The organism is Octadecabacter sp. R77987 (genome assembly GCF_042466115.1).
GTDB lineage: Bacteria > Pseudomonadota > Alphaproteobacteria > Rhodobacterales > Rhodobacteraceae > SW4.
Genome location: NZ_JAXHBQ010000001.1, coordinates 952,794 through 973,148 on the forward strand (window position 1 = coordinate 952,794; position 20,355 = coordinate 973,148).

The following is a 20,355-nucleotide window of genomic DNA, read 5'->3' on the forward strand; positions in this document are numbered from 1 at the left end:
GTCCTAGCCTCCAAAGTCGTCAAAAAAGATCGCGCGCGGTTCCACACCCAGGCGTTCAAGCGTTGCCAGCACGGCCGAGATCATCACCGGCGGGCCACACAGATAGTATTCGCAGTCTTCGGGTGCGGGATGCTTGCGCATGTCATCCCCCAGCATTTCGTGAATGAAACCTGTCGCACCGGTCCAGCGATCACCCGGCGCGGGGTCCGACAGCGCAGGCGTCCAGGCAAAGGTCTTGTGCGCCCTTGCCAGTGCCGCGAACTCGTCGCTATAAAACAGATCGGCCGCCGTGCGCGCACCATAGAAAAAGCGGATGTTTCGGGTCGTCCCCTTGCCAAGCTCCTGATGGATCATCGCCCGCAAGGGGGCCATGCCCACACCACCGCCGACAAAGATCATATCGCGCTTGGTCGGCTGGATATGGAAATCCCCGAACGGACCCGATGCAGTGACCGCGTCACCCTTTTGGAGCGAAAACAGCCACGAGGACACGATGCCCGGCGGAATATCCCCTTCGCGCCCGGCAGGTGGCACGGCAAGACGGATGTTGAACACAGCTTTCCCTACATCCTGTGGCCGGCTGGCAAGCGAATAAGCGCGGGTGACGTCCGTGTCTGATGTGACCGACAGCGCCTGCCAACCATTCATGTCCCATGCATCCTGAAATTCCGGCGCGATGGTCAGGGACTTGAAATCAAGCTGGTAGGCGGGTGCCGTGATTTGCATGAAATCGCCCGCGCGGAATGTGCCGGGCTGGTCGGCAGGCAGATCAAGCACGATCTCGCGGATCAGGGGCGCCAACATGCGGGTGGACGCGACGGTGCAGGTCACGCCGCCCCCCGCGCTAAGGATGTCATCAGGGACCGTCACAGCGCAATCCCCGCGCAGCGTGGTCTGGCAGGCAAGACGCACATGGGCGCGGCGTTCCTTGGGCGACAGCACGCCGCGTTCGGTCGCTTGCGGTTCGCCTGCGCCCGCGCCCGTCACGGTCACGCGGCACAACCCGCAGGTGCCCGACCCGCCACACGCTGCGGGAATACGGACCTCGGCATTGTGCAAAACATCCAGCAGTTTATTGCCGCGCTGTGTGGCGATATGCATCGTGTCGTTCACGCTCACATCAATATTGCCCTGCGGCACCAGCTTGCGCCGCACGACCAGCAGGCCGATGGCCAAGCCCACCACAAGGGCCGCAATAATCAGACTGCCGATCAGGATTTCCGTCATGGCGCAGCCGCCATCTGTGCAAAGGACGCGAACCCAAGCGACATCAGCCCTGTCAGAATGAACGCGATGCCCAGCCCACGCAGACCCGTAGGCAGATCAGCATAAGACAGCCGCGCGCGGATCGCGCTTAGCATGACAACGGCCACGGCAAAGCCAAAGCCGCTACCCAGCCCGAAAATGGCCAATTCCCCAAGGGTGTAGTTGCGTTCGACCATGAACAGGCTGCCTGCAAGGATCGCGCATTGCACAGTCAAAAGGGGCAGGAACACACCGAATGCCGCGTGGATGGCAGGGAAGAACCGATCCAGCAGCATTTCCAATAGTTGGACCGTCGCGGCGATCACGCCGATGAAAGCAATCAGCGCCAGATAGGACAGATCAAGATCGGGATAGCCTGCCCAGCTCCATGCGCCGGGTGCCAGCAGCCACTGATAAATCAGGTGGTTCAGCGGCACAGTCACCCCCAAGACACCCGTCATGGCGATGCCCAGCCCCAGCGCGCTTTCGCTGCGGCGCGACAGGGCCAGAAAGGTGCACAGCCCCAAAAACAGGGTCAGCGGCATGTTGTCGACAAAAGCCGCGAACAGGAAAAAGGACCACGCTTCGTTCATTCCGCAGGCCTCGCAACGGGCGGCGTATGATCAGGTGGTTCTGCCTGTTCGGTGCGCAGGCTACGCACCGCCCATACAAGCCCGCCAAGCAGAAAGAAGGCCGAAGGGGCCAGCAACATCAGGCTGAGCGGTGTGAACCAGCCGCCTTCGTCCGCAAGCGGCAGAACCTGCGCGCCAAACAGTTCTCCCTTGCCAAACAATTCGCGGATTGCCCCGATCACGATCAGCACCAGCGAATAACCAAGCCCGTTCCCGAACGCATCAACCATCGACGGGACAGGCGCGTGAAAGCGCGCATAGGCTTCGGTCCGCCCCAGCACCAGACAGTTGGTGGTAATCAGACCGACATAGACCGACAGCGCGCGGCTGATATCGGCGAAATAGGCCTGCAAGATCTGGTCGATCACGATCACCAGCGAGGCAACGATGACGATCTGCACGATCAGACGGATCGTGTCGGGGATATGGCGCCGGATCACGCTGATAATGCCCGCCGCCAGCGTCAGCACGACCGTCAGCGACACCGACATGGTAAGCGCCGTGGCCAGTGTCGTTGTCACCGCCAGCGCCGAACAGATGCCCAAAATCTGCAAGGTCACAGGGTTCTGCCTGATCAGCGGCGCGGTCAGGGTTGACCAGAATGACAGACGTTCGGCCATCAGAATTCCCCGCGCCCGATCGCATCAAGCAGCGGGCCATACCCCTGCGGTCCCAGCCAGAACCGCATCATCCGTGTCACGCCATTGCTGGTGCGGGTAGCCCCTGTAATGCCGTCCACCTCGAACTCGGTCGTGGCCGTGCCCCGCGCCACATTAAAGCGCACATCGCCACTATCATCGCGCATTAATGTGCCGGGAAAGCCCGCCTGCCATGACGGGTCTTCGATCCGCCCTCCCAGACCCGGCGTTTCGGAATGTTGGGTCACGGCGATGCCCGCGATGGTGTTCATGTCACCGTGCAGCGCGACGATTGCATCAATCCGCCCACCATAACCTTGGCCGGCAACTGGCAGCAGGATCAGGGAAATATCCGCGCCCTCGCGCAGCAAAAAGACCTGTGCGTAATTGGGCCGCTGGCCAAGTCCGGCAAGATCGTCGCCTGCATCCAGAACTGACCAGTTCGCCTGATCGGCAAGGGCCGCCTCAAGCGTTTCAGTGGTCACATCTTGGGCGGCGCGCCCGCGATCAAGGTCAATCACGACGGTGGACAGGGTGCCGCCCGATTGTTCCAGCAGCGCCGACATTCCCGGAATGCCGCGCACCAGATCGCTGATGCGCGCCTGTTCTTCGGCGGCGCGGTTGGCCGTCTGGATCGGGCGCAACACGACCGTTGCACTGCTGACCAGCACAGCACAAACGGCCGACACAAGAAAGGCCACAATCACCGTTTTCGTGCGGCTTTCGTTGGGAAGCGCAAGCAAACGGCGCCACGGGTTCCAATCAGTTCCGGCCATGACGTCTCCTGCGGTTTGCGATCCAAAGGGCGACCGCGATTTCATCCAAAAGGGGTGTTGCCAGCGAGGTCAGCAGCGCCGCCGCGACCGCGATTTGCACAGGTGCCGCCCCGCCCCAGCCTGTTGCGAATAACAGCACAAGGCCGCCATAAACCGCGCCGTTCAGCCAGCGGCCAAGTCCGGTTGCCGCACTGGTGACGGGATCGGCCACCAGCAGCACCAGCACCAATCCGGCGATGGGCAAAACATCACCGTCAAGCGGAACGCCAGCGCCGTAAACACCGACGCCAACCAACAGTGCCCCCGCGAGAACGGCGAAGGGCAAGACACCCGTGGCGATGCCGATCAACGCCGCCGGGATTGCCGCCCAGATCACCGGATCGTCAAAGCCGGGCCAGCCAAATCCGGGAAATCCGAAGCCCAAAAAGGATAGTGTCACGGTCGCGGGATTAACCACGTTGCGACCCCAGCCGCCGAACACAAGCTCGCCCATGACCACGCCAAAGCTGATCCCCAGCACAAGGCGCAACACGCCCAAATCTTGCGGGGCCAACATCGCAACGGCAAGCGCCGTGATCAGCGCGGCCAAAGACGGCGGTTGCGCGCGCGCCAGCATGAAAATCAGGTGCCAGACGGCCATCACCAGCACAGCAATCCCCAAGCGGCCCAGCGCCTCGGCCCCGCCGTAAAGCAGCCAAAACAGCGCCAGCGGCAGGTAGGTCGCCAGCAGCATCAATGCCACGGTTTCACGATCCCACAACCCCCGCGTCATACTGCAAACTCCGTGCGAATACGGTCAAGCATGCCGCGCAAAAGGTCGCTCAGATGGGCCTGCCCGCCCAGCACATAGTCGGCCAAAGCAAGGTCTTCCTCCAACAGCGACAGCACTCCCAGTTTCATCGCGGTTTCGTCGTCGCCCGCGCTTAGGGCACGCACGAAAGCCACAGCCGGGAGCGCGCCGCCAAAGGCCTGCGTCAGGGCCGCAGTCGGGATCACCGGTTTGGGCAGGGCCGATTGCGTCAGCGCCGCCTTGAACCAATGTGGTGCACTGCCCTTTTGAACGCGCGGCAAGACCGTAACCTGCCGGTGGCGCGGCGCGAGCCAATGGGCCTCGTGCCCGTCAAGCGGCGAACCCGACAGCAATACATGCGCGCCCGGTTCGACAGCCCGTTGGGTCAGTTCGCGCAGGTCCGCCCCGGCTTGGGTATGGACCAACCTGCTGTCGCGCAACCCCGCGCCCGCAATACGCACAAGGCGCGTCATCGGCAAAACGCCGGTATCCAGCAGATCACCCAAGGCCGCCACATCTTCGGCGTGGATATCCCAGACGGGCGCGTCAATCGACGCGGGCGCAAGCGCGTGAACACGCATCCCCGCCGCCCCTTGCGGGTGGCGCATGCCGGTATCGACAATCTGCACCCTGTCGGGTGTATCAAGGCGCGCGGCACCTGTGTGCTGGCACAGGAAAACGGGGCCGTCCGTCAACAGGGTCAACGCCTGCAGACCGCGCGCAAATGCCGCCTGCCGCCCCGCCAGCGCAAGCTGTGGATCGGGCGCAAAGGGGCGCGTATCAGCGGCCATGACAATGATCGCGACCGGACGTTCATCCACGGCAGGCATCCCGCCAAACGGACGCCTGCGCAACCACGGCCACAGGCCAGCTGCCTGCATCAATGCGCGCAAACCTGTGTCTGTCGTGGCGTCTTTGGTGGGGTGTTGCACCACATCACCACCCGTTTCGGCAAAAAGCACAATCTCGGCAAGTTTGCGCCCCGGCTGCAGCGATATCCGCGCAACGCGCCCGGCCATGGGCGCGACAAACTGCACAGCGGGTGCATCGCGCAAACAGGCAAGCGGCGCGCCCTGCGCAACCAGTTCGCCTTCTTCCACAAGTGACGTAACCCGCAACGTCTGACCGACCGAAGTGCGAATCCCGGCCTCTTGGGTGATCACCGTTTCAGGCGCGGACGCATCAACGGGTGGCGAACGGAATTGCGGTGTCAGGCCTGAACCGAACATGAGGAGCAGCATAGGTTCTCTCTTGCGTTACCCCTTTTTTTACAGGGAAAACCGCCAAAGTGTTACAATATGTCTCTGTTACGATAACAGGTTTGTGATTATAATAAAGCGACACATTACCACAGGAGCGGAGACTCACTCATGAAGTATTTCTCGCAGATTTGCGCCAGTATTTTGGCCCTGACTTTGGTGTTGATCCTTGTCTTTGATGCACGCGGTGTTGTCAGCCAAAGCGCCGATGATGATATGGCCGAGGGCGCGGAGACGATCCCGTTTGCCCTGCCACAAACCGGACCTTTCACTCCGGCAGATATCAAGATCGACAATGACGAGGCGATCACCAACTGGTTTCGTTCGGCCCATGCCGACGCCGCCGCCGAAGCCTTTCGGCACTGGGACGAGGACGAGGAAATCGCCCCCGCCTGCGCGACCTGCCACGCGGGCGAAGGGTTCCGCGCATTTCACGGTCTTGACGGAAGCGAGCCGGGTGTTGTCGAAGCGCCAATTGATGTGGGCGGTGTCGTCGATTGCGGCACCTGCCACAACGCAGGCCTTGCCGAGATCACCGAGGTCGCCTTTCCATCCGGGCTGATGCATCCCGTTCAGGGCGTCGAAGCGTCCTGCATGACCTGCCATCAGGGGCGCACTGCGGGTGTCACCGTGCGCGCGGCGATCACCGACATGGACGAGGACACACCAAACGCCGAATTGCGTTTTGTGAACCCACACTACGCCACGGCTGCGGCCACATGGTTGGGCGGATACGGCGGCGCTGGCTATCACTATGACGGGCGCGACTATTCCGGTCGGTTCTTTCATGCGCGTCCCGTGTCCACCTGCAACTCCTGCCACGAACCCCACACTTTGGAGGTCGCGTTTGAACCCTGCCTGACCTGTCACCAGGGTGACAGCCCGCAGGACATCCGCATCGCACGCCAAAGCTATGATGGCAGCGGTGATACCTCGGTGGGTATTCGCTCGGACATTCAGGCCAATGCCGCGCTGCTTTTGGACACGGTCAAGGCCTATGCATCCGATGTCGCGGGCGCGCCGATGGTTTATGACGGCAACCGGTATCCTTACTTCTTTGCCGATGTGAATGGTGACGGGGTTGCCGATGAAAGCGATGGGCGCGCCGTGGCCTACAGCGGTTGGACGCCGCGCAGTCTGCGTGCCGCCTATAACTGGAAGCTGGTCACAGCCGATCCGGGCAACTATGCGCACAACCCGCACTACGCGCTCGAGCTGCTATACGACTCGATCGCGGATCTAAGCGGCCCCTTGGGCATCGACATGGACGCTCTCAACCTGCTGAGATAACGCGATATCCGCGTGGCCCGAACCGGCCACGCGGGACACCGCCGCAAAGGGACCGCACGGGATGGATCATACGCTCTTGTTGATCACGCTTGGCGTGCTTTTCCTTGGCGGGCTGGTGGCAGATCAGGTCGGGCGCTACACGCGGCTGCCCCGTGTCACGCTGCTTTTGCTGCTGGGTCTTGCGGTGGGGCCTGCGGGCCTTGGCCTGCTGCCCGACGCATCTGCGCAGTGGTTTGCCCCTATATCCGATGTTGCGCTGACGATGGTTGCCTTCCTGCTGGGTGGCGAATTGACCCGCGAGAATCTGGCGCGCCACGGGCGGGCGATTACCGCGATTTCCCTAAGTGTCGTTCTTGCGACGACCGCGATTGTCTGGGTGGGTCTGTCCTTGATGGGGATGGATCCGCGCCTTGCGCTGATCCTCGGGGCGATTGCCACGGCAACCGATCCGGCCGCAATCGCCGATGTGATCCGCCAGTCCGGTATCCGCAACGGATTCAGTGAAACGCTTAGCGGGATCGTCGCGATTGACGATGTTTGGGGCTTGATCATGTTCAGCCTCTGCCTTGCACTTGTCGATCAATCGGGTGGCTGGGCCGGTCCTCTGATTGGTGCAGGGCGTGATATTGGCGGTGCAGTTTTGCTGGGGATATGTATCGGTGTGCCTTCGGCGTTTCTGACGGGTCGGCTCAAGGCAGGTGAACCCCTCCAGACCGAAGCCATCGGCGTTGTCTTCCTGACGGCTGGCATCGCAATCTGGCTCGAGGTGTCGTTCCTTGTGGCGGGCATGACGGCAGGTGCGTTGATCGCAAATCTGGCACGCCACCACGCGCGCGCCTTTCACGAAATCGAAAACATCGAATGGCCGTTCATGTTGCTGTTTTTCATTCTTGCCGGTGCTTCACTAAAGGTGGACGCCCTGATGTCGATGGGCTGGATCGCGCTGACCTATATGGCGCTGCGGATCGTGTCACGCATTGCAGGGGGCGAAATTGGCGAACGTCTTGGCCGCGTGCCCGCCACCCATGCCCATGCCTATGGTCCTGCGCTGATGCCCCAGGCCGGTGTTGCCGTGGGCATGGCGCTGGTCGCCGCCGAAACCCTGCCGGAATGGGAGGCCTTGATCATGACCCTGACGATCGCCGCGACCGTATTCTTTGAAATTGTCGGCCCGCCTGCCACATATTTTGCACTGCGCCGCGTTGCACGCGCTAGGTAACTTTGCTGCGCGCCAGATAGATCGCCAGCAGAATGCCGGAAATCGCGTGCCAAATCCCCCAAAACGCGGCGACAACAGCCATCCCGCCCAAGCCGCTGAAAAACCCGAAGATCAGGATCAATCCAAGGCCGGAGTTCTGGATGCCAGTTTCGATCATAACGGCGCGGCGATCAAAGCGGGACAGGCCCATCACTGTCGCCGTCACATAGCCACCACCCAGGGCAACGGCGTTGTGCAACAAGACCAGCAGCGCCACCGCCCCGGCAAATTGCAGGAACAACGTCCAGTTCGCCGCCAGCGCCAGAACCACAAAGGCAACGAAAATCCCCATCGACAAAAACTGCAACGGCGTGCGCAACCGTGCCGTCACATCGGGGCGTTTCATGTTCAGCAGCACACCAAGGCACAATGGCAGCACCAGCATGATCCCGACCGTCACGGCAACCGACACCGGATCAATGGATGTTTCGCGCAGGATCGCGCGGGTTGGTGCATAAAGGCTGCCCCAAAGCGCGATATTGAACGGTGTCAGAAAAATCGCTATGACGGTCGCGAAGGCCGTCATCGACACTGAAAGCGCGGCGTTCCCGCCCGCGCGGTAGGTAATGAAGTTTGAAATGTTCCCCCCCGGACACGCCGCAACTAGCATCAACCCCAGCGCAATCGACGGCGGCGGCGTGGTGATCAAAACGATACAAAAAGTCAGGGCAGGCAGGATCAGAAACTGCGAGAACAACCCCGTCAGCAAGGATTTGGGCGCGCGGATCAACCTGTTGAAATCCGCCAGTTTCAAATCAATCGCGATGGAAAACATCACGATCGCCAGAACCGCATTCAGAACTTGCAGGCTTGTCGGCGAAAAATTCAGCATGACCGCGTCAATGCCGGTCACATCCTGTCCGTTCATGGTGTTCCCCTGCCCTTACCCACGCATTGCACCCTGCTCTTGCCACAGGGCGCGATGTGGCCATGATAGGTCAAGGCCACGCGAACCCCTAACAATTATCCAAAGCACACATTGATTAAATCCAACAGCACCAACCCGATGGACGAACTTTTGCGCGCGCGGTTGCGCATTCCCCATGGAGCCGGGCTGCGACTGCGGGCATTGCGCGGGCTGATGTCGTCGGTGGATGCTGTCAATCGCATCGCCACGGGGCAGTCATTCTTTGCACTGCGCGAAACCGAACAGGTCCTGATTGATCTGGACGGGCGCACAGGGCGCGATCTTGTGACGGCATTGCTGGCGCGAAACGGCGGGACGGATTTACGGGCTCACGGGCTTGAACATATCCCCGCACGAGGTGCCGTTGTCATCGGCGCCACCCACCCTATCGGCACCTTTGATTTCATCGCCCATGCGGGTGTCTTGCTTGATCACCGTCCCGACCTCAAGGTCGTGGCCAACCGCGAGGCCGAACGCTTTCTGGGCGCGGACCGGATCATCGCCGTCGATCTGGACCGCAAGGATAACGTGCTGACCGCGCGCCACACCCGCGAGGGGATGCAGGCGCATCTGGACGCCGCTGGCGCATTGCTGGTGTTCGGATCGGGGCGTGTGCCGGATATGGCTTGCGGGGTCCTGATTGAACCACCGTGGCGGACAGGCATAACGCGCATGTCAGCAGCCAGCGGCGCGCCGATCGTGCCTGCATCAATCAACGCACGCAATTCGCGACATTACTACCGGACGCGAAAACTGGCGCGCATCCTGTCTGGCGGAAACGATGATTTCGGACGCGCCGTGGCATCCCTGCGCTATGCGTCGGAACTGTTTGCCAAACTTGGCGGCGCATATGACCTGCATTACGGGCCACCCCAACCGCCCGGCACGGCCCCCGCCGATCTGCAAAGGCTGGCTGAAGGGTTGGTTGCGGGACTTTACCGGCCCTAGCGCGGGCTACTGCGGGTAGCCGAAATCGCTGACGGCCTGCCAGATGTCACGGTTGATCGCGCCAAGTTCGGTGATGGCCGCCTTGATGTTGTCAGCTGCCTCGGCGTCCAGATCGTTGATCTGCCCCATCATCAGCTTGTCCTTGCGGTCCGCGATCCGCATCAGGATCGAGCGCGGATTGCCCCCTTCGCTGTCAAAGGCATAGATGCAATGGTTATAGCGATTGCGCAGGGCCGATTGGTTCTGAATCCGCTTGGTCAGTGCCAGCGTCCGGTCGCGTTCCGCCGCTGCGACACGATCAAGTTTGGACAGCCGTTCAACCATGTCGATCCGCGCGCGCGATGTGTTGAGTGTCAGAAAAACGACTGTGGCGATGTCCTTGTCCATGCCCGACAGGCCCGCGATCAGATGGATCAACAGGCTTTCGGTATTGGTCCAGGTGTAGTTCAGCTTGCCGATCAGCAGCAGGAAATCGTCGAAATCGATTGGGGCTGTTTGCCGGTCCATTTCAATGACCGGTTTGCCCATGGCCCAAGAGCCAGACCGCCGCTTCGGTCCGATTATGGACGCCAAGTTTTGCGATGATGTGGTGCATGTGCAGCTTGACGGTGTGCTGCGACAGCTTGAGTTCATCGGCGATGGTCTTGTTTTGCTTGCCTTCCGCCGCCGACCGCAGCACCTGCATTTCGCGTTCCGTCAGATGCACCGCCGCGGCATCTTCGGCGTGGTTTTCTGGTGCCGGCGGCGACTTGGCAACCGGAGCCTTAACCACCAGATCGGCTGGCACGTAGTTTTCACCGCACACCAGCAGCCGCAGCACCGAAAGCCAGCTGTCCACATGCAGTTTCATCGGCAGCAATGCGACCTGACCCAATTGCGGGCTGTCACTGACAACGTCAATCAACCGCCGCGCGATGGTGTCATCGCGAAAGGCCATGACGATATTGGCAGACGGGAATCGCGCACGCATTTCGGGCATGACCTCGGTTAGTGCGTCCATCATGGTTTCATCAATGATGATGATACAAACGGACGCAGCCCGGTTGTCGCTGATGAACAGCAGTTCGTTCAAAGATGCGGCGCGCGAGAACCCCAAGCAAGGCATTTCCATATCCGCGAGCCGCAGCACGGTATCCGAAAAATCAAGCGGACTACCGACGAAAATACCGCTTTCGGTTTTTTCGTTCGATTCAGAACCAATAAACATCTCAAAGACCCCCCCAAAGAATCTAATTGATTAGTGTTTCAAATTGCAGCGTCAGTTCAGAAATCACTTTCCGGTTTGACGCCTTCGACTGAAAAATGTTGCATCATCACCCGGAACAAGAAATGACATCGCTTTGTAAATAGTTGGTGTCATTCAGGGATGCGTTATGGCGCGAAATACTGCCATTGAAACTCCGCATCCCTACACTTGATTACTCTTTATTCACTGCGACCAGAATAAGCCGCGAAACGGTATATTGCCAGTCAGGCAAACCATACCAATGGCTTACGCTAACACATCTTTCGGCTAATGTCCGCCTATCTAAAAAGACATGCGGTCTAGGCAACTGATCACACAGTGTTTTTCCAAACCTAATCCCCCCTGATCGAATCGATATGTTTGCGGTAACGCAATTCTGGCCTTGTGCCAAATTTCCAAAACAAAACAAATATTTAACGGCAAATTTCGCACCTAAACCCTTTGTCTAGCTATTCGGTCGCCCCACTTTTGGCAAAGCTAGAAGGGTCACGCAATTTTGAGGTGGCGGTGATCGCAAATCGCGGTTGTCAGGGCCGCAGACCGGCAGGGGAATTACCCCGGATCGTCCGGTTCCAGCCCATGAAAACGAATCTACTTTGGGGGGACTGCTTATCGAAAAATAGCACAGCCAATTGCGGGTGAACCTTGGACCGAAGTTTTTCGTCCGACGGCCCGACAAACCAATCAAAATTTCAAAACACATCTGCACGTTGATCGCTTTTGATAGAGTGGCGATCCCGTAGATGTCATTTACGGAGATACCAAAATGTCTGGTAAGAACAACAATTTCATTTTCCCACCCATGGGTGGCGGTGGCCATCAGGACCAGGAGCAGGATCAAGACCAGCTTCAGGCGCAGGCCGAACTTCAGGCCCAGCTTCAAGCGCAGGGTCAAGGCCAGGGCCAACACCAGTCGTCCACCAGTGATAACGACAATCACAACGGGAACGGCAATGGCAACGGCAACCTGAATGGCAACGGAAACCTGAACGGAAACGGGAACTACAACGCCAGCACCAACACAAGTGCCAGCGCCAATGGCAACGGCAACCTGAATGGCAATGGCAACCTGAACGGGAACGCCAACCTGAACGGCAACCACAATTCCAACACCTCCGATACGACCGTCCACGTGGGCGTCGACATCGGCATGACAGGTTGGGAACCCACCGATGACGACTTTGCCGACATCGATCTGGGCCAAGGGTCCACCGCGGGCGATTTCATCATGGCCAAAGGCAACATCGACTACAGCCCCGGCGATGACGTGAATGTCAGCGACTTCCTGAACGACGCGGTCTTCGGGTTGGGCAACGATGCGGCCACGGTGAACACGCAGACCAACAATCTGGTCGACAATGATCACCTTGGAAGCGTCGACAACAACGGCACGATGCACCAGATCAACACCTCGATCGGTGGCACCGCTGAAGCCGACGATGGCATCGGTGCAGATGCTGATGGCGGAGATGCTGACGGATGGGCTGACGCCAATGGCGGTCAGGCGCATGGTGGTATCGGCGGGGGCGGGATTGCTCTGGCAGCCGGTGGCACAAGCGGCAACGGCGGCAACGCAAACGCCACAGGCGGAGCCGGTGGTAATGGCGCAAGCGCCACAGCTGTCGGCGTAGGCCTTGGCCTTGGTGGTGCATCGTCCGGTGCAACCTCGACTGCCGGTGACGGTGGACACGGCGCATCACTTGCGGCGGGCATGGGCTCTGGCCTTGGTCTGTCGGGTGCGCTTGCCGATGGCGGCGACTCCGGGAATGCCGGTGGCGTTGGTGCAGGACTTGGCGCAGCAGGCGCTGGTGCTGACAGCAGCAACATGGGCGATGCCGGTGCGATCGGTGCGGGTCTTGGCCTGCTTGGTCTTGGTGTCGCAGGTGCCAACAACGGCTCCACCGGAATGGCTGACGCCGATGCAAATGCCGGCGGAATTGGCGCTGGTCTGGGCGCAAGCGGTGACGGTGGTGCAGCCGGTGCAATTTCTGGCGGCATGGGTGCCGGCATGGGCACCGGAACATCCGGCAACGTCGGCGCAGGTGACGGCGGCAACGCCGGTGCACACTCTGGCGCGTCCAACCACACGGGCGGCAACGGTGGCCACAATCAAGCCGCTGGCGGTGATGGTGGTTCCGGCTACGGCGGCCAGGCTTGGGGCGGTGATACCGGCCACGGCTTCGGCGGTAGCGCAGCAGCTGGTGGCGCACACGTTGGTGGCGGCATGGGCGGCGCAGGCGGACACGCAGCCGTCGGTGGCGGCGGTGACGGCGGCAACGCCGGTCAGTGGGGCTCGGGCAACGGCGACGACGGTTACGTCACCGGCGAGAGCTTTGCTTCGGCCGCGTCGCAGATCGACACCTCGGCGTTCAACCAGACCATCGTGCAAGGTGCAAACGTGCTGGGCAACACTGTCGATATGACAGTTGTCGGCGGCTCGTTCAGCTCCAGCTACATCGGCGACGATGGCGATGGCGCATAGGCGCTAGTTAAACACCCGTTCGGGCCCGGCACTGTCGGGCCCGAACACACACAACAGACGATTTATGGCCAAGTTCTTTTTTATGACGACCAAGCCCGCGTGACGATGAATTTTCCATGAACTCACGCGCGGATCACCATTAGAAGTCAAAGCGAGGCTGCGATGTTAATGGACAAAGTGACCGAAATGGTCGCGCATATGATCGGCATTTTTCACATCACGCTCGAAGAAGAACGGATGCGCGATGTCTATGACAAGTTCAAGGCGCTGGCCGCCAAGGATCCTGATCTGAATGACACGGATGCTGTGGCCCTGCGGTTCAACGCCAAATACGACCTTGGCGATTTCAATCCCGGTCTGGTCTATGTCCCCCTTGCACCCGAAGGTCCGTTTGTTGGCGCACCTGATCCACTGTTCTTTGATGCAATGTTCCCTGTCTGGTATCAGTCGCCGTTTTTCGGATTGGTATCGCACTCGGTGCCCGCCGCATTTCCACTTTATGGCGCGGGCCGGCCGCTTCTGACGCTGGAACCACCCGCAAGCGTTGTGACGCTGACCTATCAAACCGCTCATCTTTACGACAACGATGTATTGCGCATGACCGATACCGGGATGGAGTTCGTTGACCCCGCCGTTTTTCTGGCCGAGTTGCAGCAATACGAGATGATTGCCGCTGCCATCGCAGCCCCTGTCACGGCCAAGATGATCGTCCCTGGTGACACAGCAACCGAAGATGCCATTGCCCTGCATACCCATGTTGGCGCTGTCGCGGCGACCACACTTACAGGTGTTGCGGCCACCGTGTTGCACGGTGTCGATGCCATTGGCTTGCATGTGAACGGTGAATTGGCCGAAGACGCGCCGGACCTTGAAGAATTGATGCCTGCTTTCATGGTCGAGGACGACCCAGAGGCGGCAAACGATGCGACAGTTGATAGCGCCGGTGACCACGAATTCCCCGACCCGTTCGAGGGGCTGGGCAGTGGCACCGACGACAGCATGTTTGACGTTGATGACGGTCATCTAGTCGTGACGGGGGCCAACCTTGTCGTCAACGAAGTGGTGATTTCGTCCGCTTGGCTGGACGCGCCGGTCATTGCCGTGATGGGTGACGTAGTGAATCTGGACGTGATCTCGCAGGTCAATGTGCTGGTCAATCATGACCTTGGCAGCATCGGCGAGGTTGCCGGATCCGTGGCAATGAACGCAGCAACCTTTGATTTCACAAGCACGGCCCCGGTGCCCGAAGACGGTGCCGAAAGCACGGACGACGCGGCCAATCCCGTCCTGCCGTGGAACTGGGCCGTGACACGGATTGATGGCGATCTGATCAGCGTCAATCAGGTGTCGCAATACACATTCCAAACCGACAACGACATTGCCGAAATCAGTTTCAGCGCCGCCAACACCTATATCGGGCTGGGCGACAACACGGTGATCAACCTTGCCGACCTGTCCGAACTGGGCTTTGGCTATGACCTGATCATTGTCGGCGGCAGCATGATTTCGATCAACTGGATCAACCAGATCAACGTGATGATCGACAACGACACGATGACCTATTCAGGCATCGCGCCCACCACGATGCAGGGTGGCGACAACCTTCTGTTCAACGGCGCAACGATCAGCAGCCTTGGTGTTGATGCCTACGGCGAGATGCAGGGTAACTTTGCAAGTGCCGCCGAAGACTTTGCCGCAGGCGGCACGATTGGCGAAAGCGTTGCGCACGACAGCGTCTTTGAAGGCATCGACATCCTGCGCGTCCTGTATATCGAAGGCGATTTCACGACGATCAACTGGATTGAACAAACCAACGTGCTGGGCGACAGCGATCAGGTGCATCTGGCACTTGATGATTTCGCAGCCCAAACTGGTGGCGAGGTCAATGTGGTCGCAGGGTCAAATGCCGCGATCAATCTTGCGGGCATCACCGACTATGGCGTTGATTCAAACGTGATGGTGGGCGGCGATGTTTACGACGATGCCCTGCTTTATCAGGCCGAATTGATCGACACCGATGCGGATCCGCTGGGTGTCAACATGCCCGCCCTTGCATCCGAAGCGGTCGTATTTCTGGCCGATGACATGCTGACACCTGACAACGGCCCCGTCGATGTGCCGATCACGGCGACCTCTGCCGAAAGCAATGCTTCGTCTGACATGATGCAAACGATGCTTGCCTGATAGGATATTTCATAGAATGACTTTTGATGACCCCAAGCGTTTCGAACGCGCCGCGCCCCACTCACAGAGCGACGAAGTAACCAGCCCCCAGGCTGCGAAGTCCCCGTCCGAGGCGCGGCGCACAGACCCCCTGCCCCTAACCCCCGACCAGCGCGCCGAACCCGAACAGCAGACGATGTTTGAAAGCAAACGCACATCGGCCAAGGGCTTGGGCGGCGAACAGATCGAGGGCGATACCGGTCCGATCATGAAACAGGCCGGTGGCGGCCAGCCCCCCAGCACAACCGGTGGAGGCAAAGGTGGCGGCGGCGGCGGCGGCGGGTCGCAAAGTTTTCACAAACGCGCGGCCCCTGATCAATTCCTGCAACAACTGAATGCGGGCACCCGCGTGGTCAAACGCAACCTTGGCTTTGTCATGTTGCTGACCTGCGCAACAAACCTGCTGGTGCTGGCGATTCCGATTTATCTGTTCCAGATTTCCGACCGTGTGCTGACCAGCCGGTCGCTTGATACACTCGTGATGTTGACGATGGTGATTGTCGGCGCGGTGGTGATGCAATCCATCTTTGACGCGGTGCGCCGCTTTATCCTGATGCGCACAGCCGTCGAGGTTGCGGTGCGCCTGGGCGCGCCAGTCCTGAGTGCCGCCGCGCATGCATCCCTGCAAGACAACGGGCGACAATATCAGACATTGGGTGACTTGCAGCAACTGCGCGGGTTCCTGACATCGGGCACCTTGATTTCGTTTCTGGATGTGCCCTTTGCGCCCTTGTTCATCCTCGCGATCTTCCTTGTGCATCCACATTTGGGGATGATCGTGATCGCCACCTCGCTGGTGCTGATGGTCATCGCCCTGATCAACCAGAAGGCCACCGCAAAACCCTTTGCCGAGGCCAATATCGCGCAAAGCCATGCCAACATGCACCTCGATTCCATGACCCGCAACAGCCAGATCATCAATGCGCTGGCCATGGTCCCCGAGGCGGTGGCGCTTTGGGGCAAGGACACTGCCAATTCCCTGCGCGCACAGGTCAAGGCGCAGGATCGCAATATCGCATGGGCCGCCGTGTCGCGTGCCGCGCGCTTGCTGACGCAGATTGCCATGCTGGGCTGGGGCGCATTTCTGGCCATTCAGGGCGAAATCACCGGCGGGATGGTGATTGCAGCGTCGATCATCGCCGGTCGCGCGCTTGCCCCGATTGAAGGCTCCATCGAAGGCTGGAACGGCTTTATCCTGTCACGCGGCGCCTATGATCGGGTGAAATCGCTGATGCACAATTCGGTGCAGCGGTTTGAAAAGCTCGTGCTGCCAAACCCCGAAGGGCGGCTGAATGTCGAACGCCTGTTGTTCGTTCCCGCAGGCACCAAACAGGTGATCCTGAACGGGCTGACGTTTTCGCTGAACCCCGGCGATTCACTGGGGGTGATCGGCAATTCGGGCGCGGGCAAGACCACGCTGGGCAAGATGCTGGTCGGGTCGATTCTGCCAACGTCCGGCAATGTGCGCCTTGATCTGATGGACCTGCGCAACTGGGATACCCGCCAGCTGGGCGAAAACATCGGTTATCTGCCGCAAGACGTGCAGCTGTTCCCCGGTTCGATCAAGGCCAACATCGCGCGGATGCGGGCCGATGCCAAGGACGAAGACGTCTATCACGCCGCGATGCTGGCCGATGTGCACGACATGATCGCGATGCTGCCACACGGCTATGAGACCATGGTGCAGGCGGATGGATCGCCCCTGTCGGGTGGTCAGAAACAGCGTATCGCACTTGCGCGCGCCTTTTTCGGCAACCCGCGGTTTCTTGTGCTCGATGAACCGAACTCGAACCTTGATACGGCGGGGGACCGCGCCCTTGCCACCGCGATCAAACATGCGGGCGAACATGGGATCACCGTGGTTGTCATCACGCAAAAGCCGTCCCTGCTGTCGGTGGTCGATAAAATCATGCTGATGGCTGACGGCAATATCGCGATGTTCGGCCATCGCCAGCAAGTGCTGGAACAACTGGCACAGCGCAACGCGGGGGGGAACTTGCCGCCCGCCCAAGGTGGTCAGGGGGGCCAATAGCATGACCAATGTGACGATCTATGCCGAACCCGCTGAATGGTATGCCGATGTGCCCCGCTCGGTCACCAAACACATCACATTCGGGATCCTGCTGTTTATTCTTACATTCGGGGGGTTCGGGGCATGGGCCCTGCGCGCGCCCCTTGCCGCCGCCGTCATCGCGCAGGGCAGCTTTGTGGCCACGGGACGCAACAAGATCGTGCAGCACCTTGAGGGCGGCATCATCCACGAAATCCTGGTCGAGGAAGGCGACACCGTCGTCGAAGGACAGCCCCTTTTGCTGCTCGATGAAACCGCGGCCCTTGCCACCGAACGCGAGCTTTTCCTGCGCCAGGTTCGTCTTGAAGCCATGGAGGCGCGCATTCTGGCCGAACATGGCGGCGCAACAGCGCTTGTCTTTCCCGCCCATATCGAAGCGCTGCGCTCGGATTACGCCATCGCGTCGATGCTTGATGCGCAAAAGGTCACATTCGATGCGGCGGCGCGCCAGTTGCACAACGATATTTCGCTTCTGGAACAAAGCATCGAAGCATTGACCGTGCGCGCAACGGGCTATGACTACCAGCTGATTTCCACGCGCACGCAGCTTGACATCCTGCGCGAAGACATGACCGCCAAGGAACAGCTGCTTGAGCGCGGTCTCATTCGCCGCTCGGAGGTGAACACGATCCGGCGCGCAATGGCCGAGGCCGAGGGGCAGATCGGACGTCTGACAGCCGAAATCGACGAAATCACCGAAGTCACCCAGCGCTACGAGGCGCAGATCGCCCAGACGATCAGCGAACGCCAAGGGGCCGCACTGGATGAACTGCAGGTGGTGCAATCGGAACTGGAAAGTGTGCGCGAACAGGTGCGTCGCGCCGAAAACATCCTTAGCCGCTCCGAGGTTGTCGCGCCCGTCTCTGGCACGATCGTCACCCTGCACTACCACACGGCGGGCGGCGTGATCGAAAGCGGCAAGGCAATCGCCGAAATCCTGCCCGCAGGCGAACCGCTGATCATCGAGGTCAGCATCCCGCGCACCGAAGTGGACGTTGTGCAAAAAGGACAGGAAGCGACCGTGCGCCTGACCGGATTGAACGCGCGCACAACGCCTGTTCTGCTGGGCGAGGTGTTTTATGTCTCGGCCGACAGCATTGTCGATCGCAGTCAGGAAATGGCGCAAGAAGTGTATGTGGCGCGCGTATCCGTGCCGCCTGAACAACTGGACCGCGTGCGCGGCTTTACCCCGACCCCGGGCATGCCCGCCGAAATCATGATCCAGACCGAGGAACGCACCTTTTTCCAGTATCTGATGAAGCCCATCAGCGACAGCATGAACCGCGCCTTCCGCGAGCAGTAATCGCCGCGCGATGATACGAAAACCACACGGTTTTCCGGCCCTTGTTGCTCGGTCATCATCAAAGGGGTGTGGGTGGCGGAGACTCAGGGATTCGAACCCTGGGAGGACTTTCACCCTCGTCGGTTTTCAAGACCGGTGCATTCGACCACTCTGCCAAGTCTCCGTCGGGCGCACCCTTAGTATGGTTGGCGCGATTCGGGAAGGTCAATCAAAGTGCCATCACGACTTGGGGAAATCCGCCGATCGGGCTGCCGCAAGCCTTTCAAAACACACCATGCAACGCTATTGTCGCCCGTAACGGGACAGGTTTTTGCTGTTCCCGAACGGGCATTAACGGCCGGTCAACGGTCACGCGCTTGAAAACAGGTGCAAACAAAGGGGCAAGTCATGTCGGGCAAACCATTCAAACGGCTGATAAATTTCAAGTTTCCCGCCGCCATTGCAGTGGCCTTGACGATCGCCGGTTGTGACGACAACGGGCAATTCATTTTTGCAGGTGGTGGCGCAGAGCGCGCCGGAGAAACCGGCGAGGCAACAACCCGCAGCGTCGAATTGGTCGAACGTGACGTCGAAGCCCCCGAAGTTTTCCAAGTCACCGAACCCGGCTTGTGGGACGGTCGCCCCTCGCTTGGCGGGGTTTGGGTCGCCCACCCTGACGTGCAAGACCCCGAGCGTGTCATCATCCGCAACGATGCCAACGGCACCTTTGTGATCGGCGCACTTTTCCGGCGTGAACGTGACAGCAACGGCCCCGCCCTGCAGGTGTCCTCTGATGCGGCAACCGCGCTTGAAATGCTTGCGGGTGCACCTGCTGATCTGAACGTCACAGCGCTGCGCCGCGAGGAAGCCCCCGTGGCCCCCACCACCGACGCCGTGACCGATTTCGCCGAACCCAGCGATATTGCCGCCGCGCCGATCGAAGAAACACCGCTTGATCCCATTGCCGGTGCCGCCGCCGCAATTGATGCCGCAGAAACCACAGCCGCAGCGGCCCCCGCGCCGGTTGCCGCCCCTGCCCCGCGCGCGCCCTCTGACCTTGAAAAGCCCTTCATCCAGATCGGAATTTTCAGCATCGAGGCCAATGCCACGGGCACGGCCGACCGGATGCGCGCCACGGGGATCGTGCCGACCGTGCTTGAACAGGAAAGTCAGGGACGCCCGTTCTGGCGCGTCATCGTTGGCCCGGCCAGTTCGGCTGCCGAACGCGCCGAACTGCTGGAAAAGGTCAAGGCACAGGGCTTTTCGGATGCCTATTTCGTGACCAACTGATCGAACCGAAAGGATGCG

The 20,355-nt window shown here is 60.2% G+C and carries 17 protein-coding genes and 1 tRNA gene; 8 read left to right on the forward strand and 10 right to left on the reverse strand.

Annotated elements, in window-relative coordinates:
• Positions 1 to 3: 3 nt before the first annotated feature.
• The 6 genes from nqrF to SJY21_RS04825 are packed head-to-tail and all read right to left on the reverse strand — an operon-like array spanning position 4 to position 5,322.
• Positions 4 to 1,227 carry an NADH:ubiquinone reductase (Na(+)-transporting) subunit F gene (gene nqrF, locus SJY21_RS04800; RefSeq protein WP_377506963.1) on the reverse strand — a complete coding sequence of 408 codons (1,224 nt, stop codon included), beginning with the start codon at positions 1,225 to 1,227 and terminating at the stop codon, positions 4 to 6.
• Complete coding sequence (gene nqrE / locus SJY21_RS04805) at positions 1,224 to 1,838, reverse strand: NADH:ubiquinone reductase (Na(+)-transporting) subunit E (RefSeq protein ID WP_377506966.1); 615 nt, start codon at positions 1,836 to 1,838, stop codon at positions 1,224 to 1,226. The genes nqrF and nqrE overlap by 4 nt, the downstream gene beginning before the upstream one ends.
• The gene (locus SJY21_RS04810) at positions 1,835 to 2,497 is read right to left on the reverse strand and encodes an NADH:ubiquinone reductase (Na(+)-transporting) subunit D (protein WP_377506969.1); all 663 of its coding nucleotides are present in this window, start codon (positions 2,495 to 2,497) and stop codon (positions 1,835 to 1,837) included. The genes nqrE and SJY21_RS04810 overlap by 4 nt, the downstream gene beginning before the upstream one ends.
• Positions 2,497 to 3,291, reverse strand: a complete 795-nt coding sequence (nqrC, locus tag SJY21_RS04815) for an NADH:ubiquinone reductase (Na(+)-transporting) subunit C (protein WP_377506972.1) — start codon at positions 3,289 to 3,291, stop codon at positions 2,497 to 2,499. The genes SJY21_RS04810 and nqrC overlap by 1 nt, the downstream gene beginning before the upstream one ends.
• Entirely contained in the window at positions 3,278 to 4,063 is a 786-nt protein-coding gene (locus SJY21_RS04820) for an RnfABCDGE type electron transport complex subunit D (RefSeq protein ID WP_377506975.1), read from the reverse strand. Before SJY21_RS04820 ends, nqrC begins: the two co-directional genes overlap by 14 nt.
• Positions 4,060 to 5,322, reverse strand: a complete 1,263-nt coding sequence (locus tag SJY21_RS04825) for a Na(+)-translocating NADH-quinone reductase subunit A (protein ID WP_377506978.1) — start codon at positions 5,320 to 5,322, stop codon at positions 4,060 to 4,062. The genes SJY21_RS04820 and SJY21_RS04825 overlap by 4 nt, the downstream gene beginning before the upstream one ends.
• A gap of 129 nt (positions 5,323 to 5,451) precedes the next feature.
• Between SJY21_RS04825 and SJY21_RS04830 the strand changes: the two genes are divergently transcribed.
• On the forward strand, positions 5,452 to 6,630 hold the full coding sequence (locus tag SJY21_RS04830) for a cytochrome C (RefSeq protein ID WP_377506981.1): 1,179 nt from the start codon (positions 5,452 to 5,454) through the stop codon (positions 6,628 to 6,630).
• Between the two features lie 61 nt (positions 6,631 to 6,691).
• On the forward strand, positions 6,692 to 7,849 hold the full coding sequence (locus SJY21_RS04835) for a cation:proton antiporter (protein ID WP_377506984.1): 1,158 nt from the start codon (positions 6,692 to 6,694) through the stop codon (positions 7,847 to 7,849).
• On the opposite strand, the gene SJY21_RS04840 is transcribed toward SJY21_RS04835, so the two are convergent.
• Positions 7,842 to 8,756, reverse strand: coding sequence for a bile acid:sodium symporter family protein (locus SJY21_RS04840; protein WP_377506987.1), 915 nt, complete (start codon positions 8,754 to 8,756; stop codon positions 7,842 to 7,844). The genes SJY21_RS04835 and SJY21_RS04840 overlap by 8 nt on opposite strands.
• A gap of 138 nt (positions 8,757 to 8,894) precedes the next feature.
• Here SJY21_RS04840 and SJY21_RS04845 point away from each other — a divergent pair, with 138 nt between their 5' ends.
• Entirely contained in the window at positions 8,895 to 9,743 is an 849-nt protein-coding gene (locus SJY21_RS04845; protein ID WP_377506990.1) for a hypothetical protein, read from the forward strand.
• A 6-nt stretch (positions 9,744 to 9,749) separates the two neighbouring features.
• Here the strand turns inward: SJY21_RS04845 and SJY21_RS04850 are convergent, their stop codons facing one another.
• Positions 9,750 to 10,271, reverse strand: coding sequence for a hypothetical protein (locus tag SJY21_RS04850; RefSeq protein WP_377506993.1), 522 nt, complete (start codon positions 10,269 to 10,271; stop codon positions 9,750 to 9,752).
• Positions 10,252 to 10,950 (reverse strand): response regulator transcription factor, encoded by a 699-nt coding sequence (locus tag SJY21_RS04855; RefSeq protein ID WP_377506996.1) that lies wholly within the window; start codon positions 10,948 to 10,950, stop codon positions 10,252 to 10,254. Before SJY21_RS04855 ends, SJY21_RS04850 begins: the two co-directional genes overlap by 20 nt.
• An 805-nt stretch (positions 10,951 to 11,755) precedes the next feature.
• Between SJY21_RS04855 and SJY21_RS04860 the strand changes: the two genes are divergently transcribed.
• From SJY21_RS04860 to SJY21_RS04875, 4 genes are all read left to right on the forward strand, one after another.
• Positions 11,756 to 13,471 (forward strand): hypothetical protein, encoded by a 1,716-nt coding sequence (locus tag SJY21_RS04860; protein ID WP_377506999.1) that lies wholly within the window; start codon positions 11,756 to 11,758, stop codon positions 13,469 to 13,471.
• 168 nt (positions 13,472 to 13,639) lie between these two features.
• Positions 13,640 to 15,655, forward strand: a complete 2,016-nt coding sequence (locus SJY21_RS04865; RefSeq protein WP_377507002.1) for a type I secretion protein ATPase — start codon at positions 13,640 to 13,642, stop codon at positions 15,653 to 15,655.
• A 16-nt stretch (positions 15,656 to 15,671) separates the two neighbouring features.
• On the forward strand, positions 15,672 to 17,726 hold the full coding sequence (locus SJY21_RS04870; protein ID WP_377507005.1) for a type I secretion system permease/ATPase: 2,055 nt from the start codon (positions 15,672 to 15,674) through the stop codon (positions 17,724 to 17,726).
• A 1-nt stretch (position 17,727) separates the two neighbouring features.
• Complete coding sequence (locus tag SJY21_RS04875) at positions 17,728 to 19,068, forward strand: HlyD family type I secretion periplasmic adaptor subunit (RefSeq protein ID WP_377507008.1); 1,341 nt, start codon at positions 17,728 to 17,730, stop codon at positions 19,066 to 19,068.
• A gap of 73 nt (positions 19,069 to 19,141) precedes the next feature.
• Here the strand turns inward: SJY21_RS04875 and SJY21_RS04880 are convergent.
• Positions 19,142 to 19,231 (reverse strand) — tRNA-Ser (locus SJY21_RS04880).
• Positions 19,232 to 19,455: 224 nt separating this feature from the next.
• Between SJY21_RS04880 and SJY21_RS04885 the strand changes: the two genes are divergently transcribed.
• On the forward strand, positions 19,456 to 20,337 hold the full coding sequence (locus tag SJY21_RS04885; protein WP_377507011.1) for an SPOR domain-containing protein: 882 nt from the start codon (positions 19,456 to 19,458) through the stop codon (positions 20,335 to 20,337).
• Positions 20,338 to 20,355 lie beyond the last annotated feature (18 nt).

What these genes read in the sequence shown, in the direction of transcription:
- nqrF (WP_377506963.1), bottom strand. Translation starts at nt 1,227, where the DNA reads ATGACGGAAATCCTGATCGGCAGTCTGATTATTGCGGCCCTTGTGGTG.
- nqrE (WP_377506966.1), bottom strand. Translation starts at nt 1,838, where the DNA reads ATGAACGAAGCGTGGTCCTTTTTCCTGTTCGCGGCTTTTGTCGACAAC.
- SJY21_RS04810 (WP_377506969.1), bottom strand. Translation starts at nt 2,497, where the DNA reads ATGGCCGAACGTCTGTCATTCTGGTCAACCCTGACCGCGCCGCTGATC.
- nqrC (WP_377506972.1), bottom strand. Translation starts at nt 3,291, where the DNA reads ATGGCCGGAACTGATTGGAACCCGTGGCGCCGTTTGCTTGCGCTTCCC.
- SJY21_RS04820 (WP_377506975.1), bottom strand. Translation starts at nt 4,063, where the DNA reads ATGACGCGGGGGTTGTGGGATCGTGAAACCGTGGCATTGATGCTGCTG.
- SJY21_RS04825 (WP_377506978.1), bottom strand. Translation starts at nt 5,322, where the DNA reads ATGCTGCTCCTCATGTTCGGTTCAGGCCTGACACCGCAATTCCGTTCG.
- SJY21_RS04830 (WP_377506981.1), top strand. Translation starts at nt 5,452, where the DNA reads ATGAAGTATTTCTCGCAGATTTGCGCCAGTATTTTGGCCCTGACTTTG.
- SJY21_RS04835 (WP_377506984.1), top strand. Translation starts at nt 6,692, where the DNA reads ATGGATCATACGCTCTTGTTGATCACGCTTGGCGTGCTTTTCCTTGGC.
- SJY21_RS04840 (WP_377506987.1), bottom strand. Translation starts at nt 8,756, where the DNA reads ATGAACGGACAGGATGTGACCGGCATTGACGCGGTCATGCTGAATTTT.
- SJY21_RS04845 (WP_377506990.1), top strand. Translation starts at nt 8,895, where the DNA reads ATGGACGAACTTTTGCGCGCGCGGTTGCGCATTCCCCATGGAGCCGGG.
- SJY21_RS04850 (WP_377506993.1), bottom strand. Translation starts at nt 10,271, where the DNA reads ATGGGCAAACCGGTCATTGAAATGGACCGGCAAACAGCCCCAATCGAT.
- SJY21_RS04855 (WP_377506996.1), bottom strand. Translation starts at nt 10,950, where the DNA reads ATGTTTATTGGTTCTGAATCGAACGAAAAAACCGAAAGCGGTATTTTC.
- SJY21_RS04860 (WP_377506999.1), top strand. Translation starts at nt 11,756, where the DNA reads ATGTCTGGTAAGAACAACAATTTCATTTTCCCACCCATGGGTGGCGGT.
- SJY21_RS04865 (WP_377507002.1), top strand. Translation starts at nt 13,640, where the DNA reads ATGGACAAAGTGACCGAAATGGTCGCGCATATGATCGGCATTTTTCAC.
- SJY21_RS04870 (WP_377507005.1), top strand. Translation starts at nt 15,672, where the DNA reads ATGACTTTTGATGACCCCAAGCGTTTCGAACGCGCCGCGCCCCACTCA.
- SJY21_RS04875 (WP_377507008.1), top strand. Translation starts at nt 17,728, where the DNA reads ATGACCAATGTGACGATCTATGCCGAACCCGCTGAATGGTATGCCGAT.
- SJY21_RS04885 (WP_377507011.1), top strand. Translation starts at nt 19,456, where the DNA reads ATGTCGGGCAAACCATTCAAACGGCTGATAAATTTCAAGTTTCCCGCC.